This is a genomic window from Microbacterium sp. NPDC077644 (assembly GCF_040702785.1).
Classification (GTDB): Bacteria; Actinomycetota; Actinomycetes; order Actinomycetales; family Microbacteriaceae; genus Microbacterium.
Genome location: NZ_JBFBME010000001.1, coordinates 865,693 through 880,673, shown reverse-complemented (window position 1 = coordinate 880,673; position 14,981 = coordinate 865,693). Strand labels below are relative to the sequence as shown.

Here is a 14,981-nt window from a genome sequence, read left to right as displayed (position 1 = left end):
CTCCGCGTTCGAGATCGTCGACGGCGTGATCCCCTTCCCCGGGTGGGACTTCTTCCCCGATGAGGACGTGCACGACCTCGATGAGGACGTGCACGACCTCGATGCGGCCGCACGAGAGCGCACGCTTCCGCTGACCCACTCGGTGCCCGCGCGTGTCCCCACCGATGCCCTGCCGTTGAGCGGCGGACGGCACCGGGTGCCCGTCACGTTGCTCATGGGCGGCATGGATGCCGACGAGGTCGAGCACGAGGTCGATCAGTGGGGCGCCTACGGCGAGGAGTTCCGTGCGATCGCCGACGCGAGCGTGGTGAAGATCGGGAGCGGGCACTGGCCGCAGTTCTCGCAGCCGCAGCGGCTTGCCGAGCTGATCGTCGACGCCGTCGCGACGACGCGGTGAGGCGCCGCGGTGAAGCGGCGAGCGGTCAGTGCCCCATGCCGAGGCCGCCGTCGACCGGGATGACCGCACCTGAGATATAGCCGGCGTCGTCGCCGGCGAGCCAGGTGACCACACCGGCGACCTCGTCCGCCGTGGCGAAGCGAGCGGCGGGGATGTTCGCCTTGTACTGCTTCTGCGTCTCTTCGGGAAGCTCGGCGGTCATGTCCGTCTCGATGAATCCCGGGGCGACCACGTTCGCCGTGATACCGCGCGCACCCAGCTCACGCGTGAGCGAGCGTGCGAACCCGACCAGGGCGCTCTTGGACGCCGAGTAGTTGACCTGTCCTGCGGATCCGTACAGGCCCACGACGCTCGAGATGAGGATGACGCGGCCGAAGCGGGCGCGCAGCATCCCCTTCGACGCACGCTTGACGACTCGGAAGGCGCCGCCGAGGTTGGTGGCCACGACACTGTCGAAGTCGTCCTCGCTCATGCGCATGAGGAGCGTGTCCTTCGTGATGCCGGCGTTGGCGACGACCACCTCGACCGGGCCGAGCGCGGCTTCGACCTCGGAGAACGCGGCGTCGATGGACGCGGCATCCGTGACGTCCGCGCGGACGGTGAGCGTGCCCTCGGGGCCCTCGCCGCTGCGAGCCGTGACGGCCACACGGTACCCGTCGCGCACGAAGCGCTCCGCGATCGCGCGGCCGATGCCGCGGTTGCCGCCGGTGACGAGGACGACGCGTTCTGTAGTCATGTGTGCACTCCCAGGGGGCTTGAAGGACCCGAATCATCCTAGCCGGGGACTTCTCCCCCGCGACGGGACGCGAGAATCACGCCAAGATGGAGATGACCGCAGCAGGACCATGAAGGGATCGCCATGAGCGACGACACGAACCCGGGCGGGCACCCGGTGCCCTCTCCGCAGAGCCAGCCCTACTCACCGCCGCCCGCCGCCGCTCCGGCGCCGCAGAGTCCTCCCGTGCCGCACTATCCGGCCACGCAGCAGTACCCGCCGGTGCCGCAATACCCTGCGCCGCAGCAGAACGCGGCACCTGCGCCGTATTCCGCGCCGCAGCCGTACGCGCCCGCTCCGCAGTACCCCGGGACGCAGCCATACCCGCAGGGACAGCCGTACCCGTATGCACCCGCACGACCGACCAGCGGTCTCGCCATCACCTCGCTCATCACCGGTATCGCCGGCATCGTCTTCAGCTGGACCTTCGTCCTGCTGCTCGCCTCGATCGCGGCGGTGATCACCGGGCACATGGCGCTCAAGAAGACCCGCGAGAACACCGCGATCGGCGGACGCGGCATGGCCATCGCGGGCGTCATTCTGGGTTACGCAGGCGTTGCCTTCCTCGCCTTGTCGATCGTGTTCGGCATCCTGTCCGCGATCTTCTTCGGCTCGCTGCCGTTCCTGCTCTACGGCATCAGCGGCTGACCTGGAAGCGATGCCTGCGCCGCACGCCCACAGCCGCCGCGCGGCGTAGGCTGGAGGCATCGTGAAACAGTCCCATGCAGCCCCGGTGACCTCGCTCCCGCAATCCCCGCAGGACGAGGCGACCGGTCGCGTGCGCCGGTACTGGATCACCATGGGCATCCGCATGGCGTGCTTCGCGTTGACGGTGCTCGTGACGCCGTACGGCTGGTACACGTGGGTCTTCGCAGCAGCCGCAGCGGTGCTGCCCTACATCGCCGTCGTCTTCGCGAATGCGGTCAGCCCCACCGCGACGCCCCCGGCGGAGTCGCCCGTGCAGGAGCTGAGCGCCCCTGCGCCCGCTCCGGAGGCCGCGCCCGGGGAACCGACCGTCATCACCGTGCAGGAGCGCCGATCGGTGACCGACGCGCCGGGAGAAGACCGGACGTGACCCACGAATGCTCCCGAGCCGGGTGCCGGCGTGAAGCGACGCAGCACATCGTCTGGCGGAACCCTCGGATCCACGCGGTAGACCGGGAGAAGATCTGGCTCGCCTGCGACGAGCACGCCGGCTTCCTGCACGACTATCTCGCAGCCCGCGACTTCCCTGTGACCACGCGCGACGGACTCCCCGGATGAGCAACCGCTACGCCCGTTGGGGCGTCTATCTCCTCATCGCGGCCGCGTTCGCCGTCGGGTGCGTCTTCCTGTCGAACTGGCAGTTCGATCGCAACGAGAGCCGAGCCGCCGAGATCGAACTCGTCGAGCAGAACTACGACGCCGATCCCGTGCCGTTGGCCGATCTCATCGGCGCAGACGGTGCGCTCGACGCCGACGACGAATGGCATCCCGTGGTCCTCCGCGGCGAGTACCTCGCCGATGAGCAGGTCCTGGTGCGCAACCGTCCACACGGGGGGACGAGCGCCTTCGAAGTGCTCGTTCCGTTCCTCGATGACGACGGGCGCATCCTCATCGTCGACCGCGGATGGGTCGCGCCCGGCGAAGGCTCGGAGCCGGATGCCGTACCTGCGGTGCCGTCGGGCGAGGTCGAGGTCGTGGTGCGCCTGCGCACCGGAGAGCAGCTGCCTTCGTCGGGTCGCAGCGCTCCGGAGGGACAGGTCCCGACCATCCATCTCCCGACGATCGCGGCAGGCGTGGACGGCGACGTGATCGTCAGCGCCTACGGCCGGCTCGTCAGCGAGGACCCGGCGCCCGAGACGGTTCCGGGTGGCTTCGACGCGCCGACCGATGACCCCGGCCCGCATCTCTCCTACGCGATCCAGTGGATCCTGTTCGGGATCATGGGCTTCGTCTTCATCTTCTACATGATCCGCACGGAGGTGCAGAAGCATCGCGAGGAGGCCGAGGGCCGCCCCGCTCCGGTGAAGGCGTCGCGGCGACGCGATCGCGACGCGGACGCCGAGGACGAACTCCTCGACGAGGTCGACAGCAGAGTCTGACCCTGCCCCGTGTCACTCCGGCAGGAGATCCGGTCGACGCGTCCGGGTGCGCTCGATCTGCTGCTCCCGACGCCACGAGGCGATCGCCCCGTGATTGCCGCTGAGGAGCACGTCGGGGACGGCGCGTTCGCGCCAGGTCGAGGGCTTCGTGTATGACGGATACTCGAGCAGGCCGTCCTCGTGCGACTCCTCGATGAGGCTCTCGGGGTTTCCGACCACGCCAGGAATGAGGCGGCCGACGGCTTCGATCATCGCCATGGCGGCGACCTCTCCGCCGTTGAGCACGTAGTCGCCCAGGCTCATCAGACGCACCTCGCCGAGAGTCGCGGCGTACTCGAACACGCGCTCGTCGATGCCCTCGTAGCGACCGCATCCGATGATGAGGTGCTCGCGAGCGGCGAACTGGCGGGCGGTGGCCTGACGGAACACCTCGCCGGCAGGCGACGGGAAGATGATCGTCGGCGCGTCGCCACCCGCATCGCGGGTCAGGTCGTCGAGCGCGAGCCCCCACGGCTCGGGCTTCATGACCATGCCCGCTCCCCCGCCGTACGGGGTGTCGTCGACGGTGCGGTGCCGGTCGCTCGTCCAGTCCCGGAGGTCGTGGACGTGCAGCTCGAGGATGCCCGATGCACGAGCCTTTCCGAGCAGCGACAGCTCGAGACCGTCGAAGTACGACGGGAAGATCGAGACGACGTCTACGCGCATGGGTCGATCGTATCGATCGGTCACTGCCCGCTGTCGGCAGCGGCGTCGGACTCCTCGGGGCCGGGCTCCTCTGCGTCGGCGATGTCCTCGAACAGGCCGGCTGGCGGTGTGACGATCACACGACCGGCTGCGAGGTCGACGGAGGGGACGATGGCCTCGACGAACGGGACCATGACCTCCTTCTCGCTCGCCTTCACGATGAGGAGATCCTGTGCGGGAAGGTGCTCGACGCGGACGACCGCACCGATGACAGTGCCGTCGCGGACGACGTCGAGCCCGACGAGCTGGTGGTCGTACCAGGCGTTGTCCTCCGGCTCGTCGGAGTCCTGGTCGATCCAGAGGATGGCGCGCACGAGACCCTCGGCGCCGTCGCGATCATCGACGCCCTCGAAGAAGACGACGGAGTTGCCGTTCATCACCCGGTACTCGCGGACGGTGATGGACTTGCCGTGCCACGGAGATGCCTCGGGCACCTGCAACGTGAACTCGGCTCCCGGCACGAAGCGACGCTCCGGGTTGTCGGTGTACAGCTCGAGCTTGAGAGCTCCCTTGAGCCCGTGCGCCTTGACCAGGCGTCCGACTCTCAGCTGGTTCTTGCCCTGGCCGCGGTCGCTTCCGGCCACGTCAGTCGTCCGCGACGTCGACGCGGACGCGCTGCCCATCCGCCAGGGCGGAGATGAGCGTGCGAAGTGCCTTCGCGGTGCGGCCGCCGCGCCCGATCACCCGTCCACGGTCGTCGGGGTGCACGCGCACCTCGAGCAGGTCGCCTCGCGGCGAGGTGGAAGCGGAGATGCGGACATCGTCAGGGTGATCGACGATCCCCTTCACGATGTGTTCGAGCGCGGCGGCGAGCACGGCGATTACTCGGCGTCGGCGGCGGGAGCCTCAGCGGCGTCCGCGTCAGCGGCAGGAGCCTCCGCAGCGGGAGCCTCCTCCTGCTTCTTCTCGACCTTGGGCTTGACCACGGACTTCTTCGAGGAGTCGACCTCGAAGGCGGCCTTGGGCTCTGCGACCTGGACGGTGGACTTCGCGTCCTTGTCGCCCTTGAACTTGCCCCAGTCGCCCGTGAGCTTGAGCAGCGCTGCGACCTGCTCGGTCGGCTGAGCGCCGACGGACAGCCAGTACTGAGCGCGCTCGGAGTCGACCTCGATGAACGAGGGCTGCTCGGTGGGGTGGTACTTGCCGATCTCCTCGATCACACGACCGTCGCGCTTGGTGCGCGAGTCGGCGACGACGATGCGGTAGTAGGGCGCACGGATCTTGCCCAGGCGCTTGAGACGGATCTTGACAGCCACGATTCTCCTGAATGGTGTGGAAGGAACGAACTGGTCGCCTGGAGAGTGGGGTGCACACCCGGCGGAAGCTCAAATGGGAGGACGCGATCTGGATAGAGGGTCGAGAACGCCGTCCGACCCTCTATTCTGCCAGATCCGGGAGCCCGGCGCGAAACGGTGCGACACGCATGTCGGGATGCGCTGCAGCGCGTGTCAGACTGTGCTCGTGAAGCAGGAGTTCGCGCACTCCCCGCGCTCGACCGTCGGCCTCGAGTGGGAGATCATGCTGGCCGATCCCGACACCGGAGACCTGGTCGGTCGTGCTCCGGAGCTCGTCCAGGCGCTCGAGGACGAGAGCGCACCGGAGCGCCACACCGTCACCGGTGAGCTGCTGACGAACACGATCGAGGTGACCAGCGGCATCGGCGACACGGTGGCGCATGCGATCAGCGACATCGCCGCCGCGATCGCGGCGGTCAGGTCACGCACGGATCCGGCGGGGATCGAGCTGCTCTCCGCCGGCAGTCACCCGTTCGCGCAGTGGTACGACCAGCGCGTCACCGACAAGAGCCGGTACCACAAGCTCATCGAGCGCACCCAGTGGTGGGGCCGCAACATGATGATCTGGGGCATCCATGTGCACATCGGCGTCGAGGACCGCGACAAGGTGATGCCGATCATCGGCGCCCTCTCGGCGTACCTGCCGCATCTGCAGGCACTCGCGTCGTCGAGCCCGTTCTGGGCCGGAGAACGCACGGGCTACGCCTCCAATCGCGCACTGGTGTTCCAGCAGCTGCCCACCGCGGGCCTGCCGTGGCCGCTGCGCACCTGGGCGGACTTCGAGCGGTATCTCGACGACATGGTGCGCACGGGGGTCATGGCCGATGCCACCGAGGTCCGCTGGGACATCCGCCCGGCTCCCCGCTGGGGAACGATCGAGGTCCGGGCGTGCGACGGCCTGTCGACGCTGACCGAGATGGCGTCCATCGCCGCCCTCGTCCAGGTTCTCGTCGAGCACCTCTCGCGCCGGCTCGACGACGGCGAGACGCTGCCGACGCTGCCTCCGTGGTTCCACCGCGAGAACAAGTGGCGCGCAGCCCGCTACGGCCTGGACGCGCGCGTGATCGCCGACGAGGGCGGGACGCAGCACCTGATCCGCGATCAGGTCGCAGAGCTGGTCGACGAGCTGGCGCCGGTGGCCGTGGAGCTGAACTGCGCCGCGGAGTTCTCTGCGGTCCACGAGATCCTCGACGCCGGCGCCGGCTACGAGCGCCAGCTGAAGATCGCCGATGCCGCGGACGGCGATCTCCGCGAGGTCGTGCACCACCTCATCCGCGAGTTCCGGTCGGGGCCGGGAGCGCCGGTGGTGTGACCGGGGCTCAGTCCTCGTCCACCCAGTCGAGGGTGCGCGAGACGGCCTTGCCCCATCGAGCCATGAGCTTCGCGCGCTCGGCATCCTCGATGTGCGGCGTCCATCGGGTGTCCTCGCGCCACATGGCGCGCAACTCGTCGCGGTCCGCCCACAGCCCGACCGCGAGGCCGGCCGCATAGGCGGCGCCGAGCGCCGTCGTCTCGATCACCGCCGGCCGCACCACTGGGATGCCGAGGATGTCCGCCTGGAACTGCATGAGGGTGTCGTTGGCGACCATGCCGCCGTCGACGCGCAGCTCGTCGAGGTTCACGCGGGTGTCCGCGCCGACGGCATCCAGCACCTCCCTGGTCTGAAACGCGACCGCCTCGAGCGCAGCGCGGGCGATGTGACCCTTGTTCGCGAACCGTGTGAGTCCGAGGATCGCGCCGCGCGCGTCCGGACGCCAGTGCGGGGCGAACAGCCCCGAGAACGCCGGGACGATGAAGACACCGCCGTTGTCGTCGACGCTCAGCGCGAGCCGCTCGACGTCAGCGGCCTCATCGAAGAGGCCCAGATTGTCGCGCAGCCACTGGATGAGCGATCCCGTCACGGCGATCGACCCTTCCAGCGCATACCGCGGCGCCTCGCCTGCGAGCTGATAGGCGACGGTCGTGATGAGGCCGTTCTCGCTGTCGGCGATCTCCTCGCCCGTGTTCACGATGAGGAAGTTCCCGGTCCCGTACGTGTTTTTGGACTCTCCGCGTTCGAAGGCGGCCTGGCCGAAGGTGGCGGCCTGCTGATCGCCCAGGATCGCGGCGATCGGTGTGCCGTCGAGAGCGGTCCCCTTCGCCTCGCCGTAGACCTCGGACGACGGCCGGATCTCCGGCAGCATCGAACGCGGCACGTCGAAGGCCGCGAGCAGCTCGTCGTCCCAGTCGAGCGAGCGGAGGTCCATGAGGAGCGTCCGGCTGGCGTTGGTGACGTCGGTCGCGTGCACTCCGCCGTCCGGTCCGCCGGTGAGGTTCCACAGCACCCAGGTGTCCGGCGTGCCGAAGAGCAGGTCCCCGTTCGCGGCGCGCTCGCGCGCACCGTCGACGTTGTCGAGGATCCACGCGATCTTGGATGCCGAGAAGTAGGTCGCGAGCGGCAGGCCCGTGGTCGCGGCGAACCGCCGGATGCCGCCGTCCGCTGCCAGCTCGTCGATCTTCGTCTGCGTGCGCGTGTCCTGCCAGACGATCGCGTTGTGGATCGGCTCGCCGGTCGCCCGGTCCCACACGATCGCGGTCTCGCGTTGGTTCGTGATGCCGATGCCGGCGACGTCGGATGCCGTGATCCCGGCCGCATCGAGCGCCTCGTCGATGACGGCGGCGGTGTTGCTCCAGATCTCGGCCGCATCGTGCTCGACCCACCCGGCGCGCGGGAAAATCTGCTCGTGCTCACGCTGTCCGGTCGCGATGATCGCTCCGTCCGCATCGAAGACGATGGCGCGGGTGCTCGTGGTGCCCTGGTCGATGGCGACGATGTGCATGTGTCTCTCCAGCCGGTGACGGCGTTGTCTGAACTGTCCTTCAGCCTAGGGCGACGGGGCACGGACGGCCGGTGCGCGTGCACGAACGTGCACCGGTGTTCGGCGCTCAGCCGCCCACGAGCTGCTCGGCGAGGTGCTCGTCGAGGATGAGGTCGGTGATGAGCCGGGCTGCGATGGCGCCTCGCAGGCTCGTGAGCCGCTGCGTACCGGAGACCACGCAGATCCGGCGCGCGACACGGGAGAGCACGGTGAACCCCGGCCCGGTCGCCCGACGGTTCAGCTCGACGTCCTTCCAGCTGCCGTCCTCGCGATAGAAGGTCGTCGCGACATCGCCGACGATCCGCTCGTCGCGCAGGCTCCGGTAATCGGAGCGGTCGAGATAGCCGCCGATGTGCACCCGGCTCGGCACTTCCGCGAAGGGCGAGCCCAGGCCGAAGAGAACGACGTCGGCTCGAGCCTGCAGCTCGAGCACCCGGCGCGTGCTGCGCTCGCGCCACATGGCCTCCTTCGTCTTCGGGTCGTCGAAGAACGCCGGGACGGGGAACTGCTGCACCGCCGCCCCGAATGCCTGGCCGAAACGGTGGAGGATCTCGCTGGCGTAGTCCACGCCGCTGGTGAAGGTGTTGCCGGCGCCGTTGAGCTGCACGATCGTCGAGTTGTGCGTCTCCTTCTTCGGCAGATGTCGGCTGATGGCATCGAGCGTCGAGCCCCAGGCGATCCCGAGCGTCATGTTCGAGTCGACGTAGTGCGGCAATTGGCGAGCGGCGCTCATCGCGACGCGTTCGAAGCGCTCGACGTCCGACAGCGTCTGAGGAGACGGCACGACGTGCGCGGCGATGCCGAAACGCGCCCGGATCGCTTCCTCCAGTCGCAGCTCCTGTCCCTGCGGCGGATGGATGCGCACCTCGACGAGGCCGGTGTCGCGCGCGTGACTCAGCAGCCGGGACACGGACGACCTGGAGAACCCGAGCTCGCCGGCGATGGCATCCATCGTCATGTCCTGCAGGTAGTAGAGCTGCGCCGCACGCAGCGCGGATGCCGCCTTGGGATCGTCGGGCGTACGGGTGGGCATTCGACCTCCTTGCACGTTCGTGCAACCGGCTTGCGCAGGTGTGCTGACCGGCTCAGGATATAGGAGAAGCCACCGAGGAGGCACGACACGATGAGCGCCGTCAGCAACCCTGCAGAGCGAGAAGACGTGACCGCAGTCCGCACGAGGGGGCGGACCACCGTGGTCGTGATCGGTGCGGGCATCAACGGCATCTCCACGTTCCGCGATCTCGCGATGCAGGGCGTCGACGTCCTCCTCGTCGAGCGGAACGACTTCGCCTCGGGTGCGACCGCGGCCTCTAGCCACATGATCCACGGCGGCATCCGCTACCTCGAGAACGGCGAGTTCCGTCTCGTGAAGGAGTCCGTGCAGGAGCGCAACGGTCTGCTCAAGATCGCACCCCACTACGTCAAGCCGCTGCAGACGACGATCCCGATCTACTCCACCTTCTCCGGCATCCTCACCGCTCCCCTGCGGTTCCTCACGCATGGGACGGGCAAGCCGCGCGAGCGCGGCGCATTCCTCATCAAGGTCGGGCTGACCCTGTACGACACGTTCTCGCGCGACGGCGGCAGCGTTCCGCGGCACCGTTTCCTCGGTCGAAGGAAGTCCCTCCAGCAGCTCCCGAGCCTCGATGCGAACATCAAGTACACGGCGACGTACTACGACGCATCGGTTCACGACCCCGAGCGTCTGGCCCTCGACGTCCTGCGCGACGGCCTGGCCGCCCACGAGGGCGCGCGCGCCCTGAACTACGTCGAGGCCATCGGACTCGACGCCGACGGCCTGCGCCTCCGCGACCGCGAGACCGGCGCCGAGTTCTCGGTGCAGGCCGACGTCGTCGTCAACGCCTCCGGCCCCTGGACCGACCTCACCAACGAGGAGCTCGGAACCGAGACCGCGTTCATGGGCGGTACCAAGGGATCGCACATCGTGCTCGATCACCCCGAACTGCTCGATGCCACCGGCGGCCGCGAGATCTTCTTCGAGCACTCCGACGGCCGTATCGTGCTCATCTACCCGCTCAAGGGCCGCGTGCTCGTCGGCACGACCGACCTCGAGGCCGACCCGCGCGAGCCCGCACGCTGCACCGAGGAGGAGGTCGACTACTTCTTCGATCTGATCGGGCACGTGTTCCCGACCATCGCCGTCGACCGCTCGCAGATCGTCTACCGGTATTCGGGCATCCGGCCGCTGCCGCATCACGACGACACCGCGCCGGGCTTCGTCTCGCGCGACTACCGCATCGAGCGCCGCAAGGACAGCGGACAGCCCACGGTGTTCAGCCTCGTCGGCGGCAAATGGACGACGTTCCGCGCGCTCGGTGAGAACCTCGCCGACAACGTGCTCGGCGAACTCGGCCGCACGCGCATCACGGGGACCGCGGGCGTTCGCATCGGCGGAGGCAACGGCTACCCGAAGACGCCGCGGCGCAAGCTCGAATGGCTGCGCGACAACGTCGGCGACGACGAGCGCGGCCGCATCCTCTTCGAGCGCTACGGCACGCGCGCTGCCGACGTGGCCGTGTATATCGCCGCAGGCGACGACGCTCCGGTGGTCGGCGACGCGCTGTCCACCCGCGAGCTGGCCTGGATGGTGGAGCACGAGCACGTGCGCCATGTGGCGGACGTCATCTTCCGCCGCACGAGTCTCGCGTTCACGGGAGACGTGGACGCGCCGGTCGTGCGCGCGATCGCAGAGGCCCTCGCCCCGCTCATGGGGTGGGATGCGGTGCAGGTGGACGCCGAGATCGCGGATGCCGCCGCGCAGCTGCGCGACGCCCACGGCGTGGAGGTGTCGGAGGGCGTCGAGGTCTGAGCCCCGCCCGGCTCAGCCCTTGCCGAAGAGCTTCTGGATCTCGGCAAGATCCGCTTCGCTCGGCGCCTGCTGAGCGCCTCCCAGGCCGAACCCGCTGCCCGTTCCTTGCTGGGCGGTCGCAAGCCCGGCGTTCTCGGCCGCGCGCTTGGCCGGGTTCCCGGAGCGCGAGCCACCCGAGGACTTGCCCTTCTTGCCGCGCTTGCTCGACGCGCCGGGGCGCCCCATGCCGGGCACCGGTCCCATGCCGGGGATGTTCGGGGTGCCGCCGCGGGCGACGGTCTTCATCATCTTCGCGGCCTGGTCGAAGCGCTGCACGAGCTGGTTGACGTCGGTGACCGTCATGCCGGAGCCCTTGGCGATGCGCAGGCGGCGCGAGCCGTTGAGAACCTTGGGGTTGCGACGCTCCCCCGGAGTCATCGAGCGGATGATCGCCTCGGTGCGGTCGATCTCGCGCTCGTCGAAGTCGTCGAGCTGCTGCTTCATCTGCCCCATGCCCGGGAGCATCCCGAGCATCTTCTTCATCGAGCCCATCTTCTTCATCTGCTGAAGCTGGTCGAGGAAGTCCTCGAGGGTGAAGGCCTCGTTCGCGAGCTTCTCGGCGACCTTCTTGGCCTCTTCCTCGTCGAAGGCCTGCTGGGCCTGCTCGATGAGGGTGAGGATGTCGCCGAGGTCGAGGATGCGACTCGCCATGCGGTCGGGGTGGAAGGGCTCGAGGTCGTCCAGGCCCTCGCCCGTGGAGGCGAAGATGATCGGACGGCCGGTGACGGATGCCACGGAGAGCGCGGCGCCGCCGCGCGCGTCGCCGTCGAGCTTCGAGAGGACGACACCGGTGAAGTCGACGCCGTCCTGGAAGGCCTTGGCCGTGTTGACGGCATCCTGACCGATCATCGCGTCGATGACGAACAGGACCTCGTCCGGGTCGACGGCCTTGCGGATGTCGGCGGCCTGCTTCATGAGCTCGGCGTCGACGCCGAGGCGGCCCGCGGTGTCGATGATGACGACGTCGTGCTGCTGGCGACGCGCGTGCTCGACGCCGTCGCGCGAGACCTTGACCGGGTCACCGACACCGTTGCCGGGCTCCGGGGCGTAGATCGTGGCGCCGGCCTGCTGGGCGACGACCTGCAGCTGGTTCACGGCGTTCGGCCGCTGGAGATCGGCTGCGACGAGAAGCGGGGTGTGGCCGTCCTTCTCGAGCTGCTTGGCGAGCTTTCCGGCGAAGGTCGTCTTACCCGATCCCTGGAGGCCGGCGAGCATGATGACGGTGGGCGGGGTCTTCGCGAACTCGAGGCGGCGCTGCTCGCCGCCGAGGATGCCGATGAGCTCCTCGTTGACGATCTGCACGACCTGCTGCGCCGGGTTCAGCGCCTTGTTGACCTCGTCGCCGAGCGCGCGCTCGCGCACCTTGGCGGTGAAATCCTTGACGACCTGCAGAGCGACGTCGGCGTCGAGGAGCGCGCGACGGATCTCGCGGACGGTGCCGTCGACGTCGGCGGCGGTGAGCTTTCCCTTCGTGCGCAGATTGCGGAAGGTTTCGGTCAGCCGATCGGAGAGCGTGCCAAATGTAGCCATGGTGCTCCCGATTCTACGCGAGCGGAGCCTCCACGCTCAGCGCATGCGAGTGCCGCGCCACGGCAGATCGTGGATCAGCCCCAGCGCGTCGCGCACGAGCGCATCGGGAGACCCCCGACCTGCTCCCTGCTCGGCCCATACCCGCAACGACGACAGCACCGCTGTGGCGTGCGCCGCGCCCAGGATGGCAGCCGGGATCTCGGCGATCCCCGCTCGGCGGGCGGCCTGGGCGACGGCATCCGCCAGGCGAGCGCTGCGCAGGCCGGTGTCGGCGATCAGCTCCTCCTCCAGCCCCATCGCCGTCGCGTTGCGCAGCGCGAGCGCCAGCGGGTCGGGAGCGAAGCCGCGGACCACCTCCAGCAAGATGCCGTGCACGGCGTCGGCATCGGCATCCGGACCGAGCGAGGCGAGCGCGCCGAGCGCGTCGTCGATGCGGGCATCGAGGCCCGACCACAGGACATCGCTCTTCGAGGAGAAGTAGTTGAAGAAGCTCGAGCGGCTCACCCCGGCACGCTGCGTGATGTCGGCGACGGACGTCGCGTCGTACCCCTGCTCGAGGAACAGCTCGCAGGCCGCCTCGGCCAGCGTCTCGCGCGACGACGCGCGGGGACGCCCTGGGCGAGGCTCGTTCTTCACCTCATCACCGTATCGCGCACCCGACCATCACCGACGGGATGTATTGTTAGACGGCATCCAAGAATACGGAAGGTGCTCATGCTCGACATCCTCACCCCGGGTCTCGCGCCGAATCTGGTCCCCTACCTCGACGGCTGGGAACTGCAGCGGCAGGTCCACCACGACGTCGTGACGGGCACAAGGCCCGACACGCTCATCCTTCTCGAACACGAGGCCGTGTACACCGCGGGCAAGCGCACAGAAGATCACGAGCGGCCGCAGGACGGCACCCCGGTCATCGACGTCGACCGCGGTGGCAAGATCACCTGGCACGGTCCTGGGCAGCTCGTCGGCTACCCGATCGTCCGCCTTCCCGAGCCCATGGACGTCGTCGCGCACGTGCGCCGCATCGAACGCGTGCTCATCGACCTGCTCCGGCCTCTCGGCGTCGACGGCTATCAGGTCGAGGGCCGCAGCGGCGTGTGGGTGCGCCGCCCGCTCAGCGAGGACAAGGTCGCGGCCATCGGCGTGCGCGTGCAGAACGGCGTGACCATGCACGGCTTCGCGATCAACTGCGACAACTCGCTCGCCGGCTTCGGCGGCATCATCCCGTGCGGGATCACGGACGCCGGCGTCACCACCGTCAGCGAGGCGACCGGCCGCATCGTCTCGCCCGCCGACATCGTGGATGCCGTGCGCACGGCGTTCTCACGCGAATACGCCGACGCAGCGCACGAGGCGGTCCCCGCATGAGCGCCGCACCCGAGGGACGCAAGCTCCTGCGCCTCGAGGTCCGCAACGCCGAGACCCCGATCGAGCGCAAGCCGGAGTGGATCAGGACCAAGGCGAAGATGGGGCCGGAGTACCAGGCCCTGCACTCGCTCGTGAAGACCGAGGACCTGCACACGGTATGCCAGGAGGCCGGTTGCCCCAACATCTACGAGTGCTGGGAGGACCGCGAGGCCACGTTCCTCATCGGCGGTTCGCAGTGCACCCGCCGGTGCGACTTCTGCCAGATCGACACCGGCAAGCCGGACGCCTACGACACCGATGAGCCCCGCCGCGTCGCCGAGAGCGTGAAGCAGATGGGGCTGCGCTACGCGACCGTGACGAGCGTCGCCCGTGACGACCTGCCCGACACCGGCGCCTGGCTGAACGCCGAGACCGTCCGCCGCATCCACGCCGAGAACCCCAATACCGGGGTCGAGCTGCTCGCCAACGAGCACAACGGCGACCCGGCCTTCCTCGGCCAGATCTTCGACGCACGGCCCGAGGTGTTCGCGCACAACGTCGAGACGGTGCCACGCATCTTCAAGCGCATCCGCCCGGCGTTCCAGTACGAGCGCTCGCTGAACGTCATCACGCAGGGGCACGAAGCCGGACTCATCACGAAGTCGAACCTGATCCTCGGCATGGGCGAGGAGCCCGAAGAGGTCGTCCAGGCGCTGAACGACCTGCATGAGGCCGGATGCGACATCATCACGATCACGCAGTACCTGCGCCCGACACCGCGCCATCTGCCGGTGGCCCGGTGGGTGAAGCCGGCCGAGTTCGTCGAGTTCAAGGAGGAGGCCGAGCGGATCGGGTTCCTCGGCGTGCTCGCGGGGCCTCTGGTGCGCTCGTCGTACCGGGCCGGACGCCTGTGGGCTCAGTCGATGATCTCGAAGGGACGGGACATCCCCCCGCACCTGGCGCACATCGCCGAGGGCGCGGAACTGGGGTTCGCCCAGGCCGTCTGACTTGTCCCGCAGGCATGGTGCTCGTGCCCGCCCTTCGGGCACAATCGGACGAAGCGCGGGTCGCCGCGCTGTCTG

Annotated in this window: 18 protein-coding genes; 9 read left to right on the top strand and 9 right to left on the bottom strand. The window is 68.9% G+C overall.

All coding sequences use genetic code 11. The features are described from left to right. The first annotated feature begins 25 nt into the window (after positions 1 to 25). Positions 26 to 397, top strand: a complete 372-nt coding sequence (locus tag AB0269_RS04240; protein ID WP_366210004.1) for a hypothetical protein — start codon at positions 26 to 28, stop codon at positions 395 to 397. Positions 398 to 422: 25 nt separating this feature from the next. On the opposite strand, the gene fabG is transcribed toward AB0269_RS04240, so the two are convergent. Next, complete coding sequence (gene fabG / locus AB0269_RS04235) at positions 423 to 1,133, bottom strand: 3-oxoacyl-ACP reductase FabG (protein ID WP_366210003.1); 711 nt, start codon at positions 1,131 to 1,133, stop codon at positions 423 to 425. Positions 1,134 to 1,256: 123 nt separating this feature from the next. Here fabG and AB0269_RS04230 point away from each other — a divergent pair, with 123 nt between their 5' ends. The 4 genes from AB0269_RS04230 (at position 1,257) to AB0269_RS04215 (ending at position 3,256) form a co-directional block, all read left to right on the top strand. Next, positions 1,257 to 1,820, top strand: a complete 564-nt coding sequence (locus tag AB0269_RS04230; RefSeq protein ID WP_366210002.1) for a DUF4190 domain-containing protein — start codon at positions 1,257 to 1,259, stop codon at positions 1,818 to 1,820. Between the two features lie 61 nt (positions 1,821 to 1,881). Then, entirely contained in the window at positions 1,882 to 2,247 is a 366-nt protein-coding gene (locus AB0269_RS04225; RefSeq protein ID WP_366210001.1) for a DUF3099 domain-containing protein, read from the top strand. Beyond that, positions 2,244 to 2,435, top strand: coding sequence for a hypothetical protein (locus tag AB0269_RS04220; protein WP_366210000.1), 192 nt, complete (start codon positions 2,244 to 2,246; stop codon positions 2,433 to 2,435). The genes AB0269_RS04225 and AB0269_RS04220 overlap by 4 nt, the downstream gene beginning before the upstream one ends. After that, positions 2,432 to 3,256 carry an SURF1 family protein gene (locus AB0269_RS04215; protein WP_366209998.1) on the top strand — a complete coding sequence of 275 codons (825 nt, stop codon included), beginning with the start codon at positions 2,432 to 2,434 and terminating at the stop codon, positions 3,254 to 3,256. The genes AB0269_RS04220 and AB0269_RS04215 overlap by 4 nt, the downstream gene beginning before the upstream one ends. Positions 3,257 to 3,268: 12 nt before the next feature. Here AB0269_RS04215 and trmD read toward each other — a convergent pair whose 3' ends face one another. From trmD to rpsP, 4 genes are read right to left on the bottom strand one after another with little or no spacing between them, the layout of a single operon-like run. After that, positions 3,269 to 3,961: a tRNA (guanosine(37)-N1)-methyltransferase TrmD gene (gene trmD / locus AB0269_RS04210; RefSeq protein ID WP_366209997.1), complete on the bottom strand. Its 693-nt coding sequence runs from the start codon at positions 3,959 to 3,961 to the stop codon at positions 3,269 to 3,271. 20 nt (positions 3,962 to 3,981) lie between these two features. Next, positions 3,982 to 4,584, bottom strand: a complete 603-nt coding sequence (rimM, locus tag AB0269_RS04205) for a ribosome maturation factor RimM (RefSeq protein ID WP_366209996.1) — start codon at positions 4,582 to 4,584, stop codon at positions 3,982 to 3,984. Position 4,585: 1 nt separating this feature from the next. Beyond that, on the bottom strand, positions 4,586 to 4,816 hold the full coding sequence (locus AB0269_RS04200) for an RNA-binding protein (RefSeq protein ID WP_227530235.1): 231 nt from the start codon (positions 4,814 to 4,816) through the stop codon (positions 4,586 to 4,588). Between the two features lie 5 nt (positions 4,817 to 4,821). Then, positions 4,822 to 5,256 (bottom strand): 30S ribosomal protein S16, encoded by a 435-nt coding sequence (rpsP, locus tag AB0269_RS04195; protein WP_366209994.1) that lies wholly within the window; start codon positions 5,254 to 5,256, stop codon positions 4,822 to 4,824. A 205-nt stretch (positions 5,257 to 5,461) separates the two neighbouring features. Between rpsP and AB0269_RS04190 the strand changes: the two genes are divergently transcribed. After that, positions 5,462 to 6,607 (top strand): glutamate--cysteine ligase, encoded by a 1,146-nt coding sequence (locus AB0269_RS04190; RefSeq protein ID WP_366209993.1) that lies wholly within the window; start codon positions 5,462 to 5,464, stop codon positions 6,605 to 6,607. A 7-nt stretch (positions 6,608 to 6,614) separates the two neighbouring features. On the opposite strand, the gene glpK is transcribed toward AB0269_RS04190, so the two are convergent. Continuing rightward, positions 6,615 to 8,114: a glycerol kinase GlpK gene (gene glpK, locus AB0269_RS04185; protein ID WP_366209992.1), complete on the bottom strand. Its 1,500-nt coding sequence runs from the start codon at positions 8,112 to 8,114 to the stop codon at positions 6,615 to 6,617. 106 nt (positions 8,115 to 8,220) lie between these two features. Further along, positions 8,221 to 9,186 (bottom strand): sugar-binding domain-containing protein, encoded by a 966-nt coding sequence (locus tag AB0269_RS04180; RefSeq protein ID WP_366209991.1) that lies wholly within the window; start codon positions 9,184 to 9,186, stop codon positions 8,221 to 8,223. Positions 9,187 to 9,276: 90 nt separating this feature from the next. On the opposite strand from AB0269_RS04180, the gene AB0269_RS04175 reads away from it, so the two are divergent. Continuing rightward, a complete protein-coding gene (locus tag AB0269_RS04175; RefSeq protein WP_366209989.1) occupies positions 9,277 to 10,983 on the top strand; it encodes a glycerol-3-phosphate dehydrogenase/oxidase in 1,707 nt (568 codons plus the stop codon). A 12-nt stretch (positions 10,984 to 10,995) separates the two neighbouring features. On the opposite strand, the gene ffh is transcribed toward AB0269_RS04175, so the two are convergent. Further along, the gene (gene ffh, locus AB0269_RS04170) at positions 10,996 to 12,552 is read right to left on the bottom strand and encodes a signal recognition particle protein (RefSeq protein WP_227530241.1); all 1,557 of its coding nucleotides are present in this window, start codon (positions 12,550 to 12,552) and stop codon (positions 10,996 to 10,998) included. 36 nt (positions 12,553 to 12,588) lie between these two features. Continuing rightward, positions 12,589 to 13,188 carry a TetR/AcrR family transcriptional regulator gene (locus tag AB0269_RS04165; RefSeq protein WP_366209988.1) on the bottom strand — a complete coding sequence of 200 codons (600 nt, stop codon included), beginning with the start codon at positions 13,186 to 13,188 and terminating at the stop codon, positions 12,589 to 12,591. A gap of 78 nt (positions 13,189 to 13,266) precedes the next feature. Here AB0269_RS04165 and lipB point away from each other — a divergent pair, with 78 nt between their 5' ends. Beyond that, positions 13,267 to 13,920: a lipoyl(octanoyl) transferase LipB gene (lipB, locus tag AB0269_RS04160; protein WP_366210497.1), complete on the top strand. Its 654-nt coding sequence runs from the start codon at positions 13,267 to 13,269 to the stop codon at positions 13,918 to 13,920. After that, positions 13,917 to 14,906, top strand: coding sequence for a lipoyl synthase (gene lipA / locus AB0269_RS04155; RefSeq protein WP_366209987.1), 990 nt, complete (start codon positions 13,917 to 13,919; stop codon positions 14,904 to 14,906). The genes lipB and lipA overlap by 4 nt, the downstream gene beginning before the upstream one ends. The last annotated feature ends 75 nt before the right edge of the window (positions 14,907 to 14,981 follow it).

Bases quoted from the DNA above. Each gene is read 5' to 3' on its own strand.
- AB0269_RS04215 (WP_366209998.1), top strand. From the start codon at position 2,432: ATGAGCAACCGCTACGCCCGTTGGGGCGTCTATCTCCTCATCGCGGCC.
- AB0269_RS04230 (WP_366210002.1), top strand. From the start codon at position 1,257: ATGAGCGACGACACGAACCCGGGCGGGCACCCGGTGCCCTCTCCGCAG.
- AB0269_RS04175 (WP_366209989.1), top strand. From the start codon at position 9,277: ATGAGCGCCGTCAGCAACCCTGCAGAGCGAGAAGACGTGACCGCAGTC.
- lipB (WP_366210497.1), top strand. From the start codon at position 13,267: ATGCTCGACATCCTCACCCCGGGTCTCGCGCCGAATCTGGTCCCCTAC.
- fabG (WP_366210003.1), bottom strand. From the start codon at position 1,133: ATGACTACAGAACGCGTCGTCCTCGTCACCGGCGGCAACCGCGGCATC.
- glpK (WP_366209992.1), bottom strand. From the start codon at position 8,114: ATGCACATCGTCGCCATCGACCAGGGCACCACGAGCACCCGCGCCATC.
- lipA (WP_366209987.1), top strand. From the start codon at position 13,917: ATGAGCGCCGCACCCGAGGGACGCAAGCTCCTGCGCCTCGAGGTCCGC.
- AB0269_RS04180 (WP_366209991.1), bottom strand. From the start codon at position 9,186: ATGCCCACCCGTACGCCCGACGATCCCAAGGCGGCATCCGCGCTGCGT.
- trmD (WP_366209997.1), bottom strand. From the start codon at position 3,961: ATGCGCGTAGACGTCGTCTCGATCTTCCCGTCGTACTTCGACGGTCTC.
- ffh (WP_227530241.1), bottom strand. From the start codon at position 12,552: ATGGCTACATTTGGCACGCTCTCCGATCGGCTGACCGAAACCTTCCGC.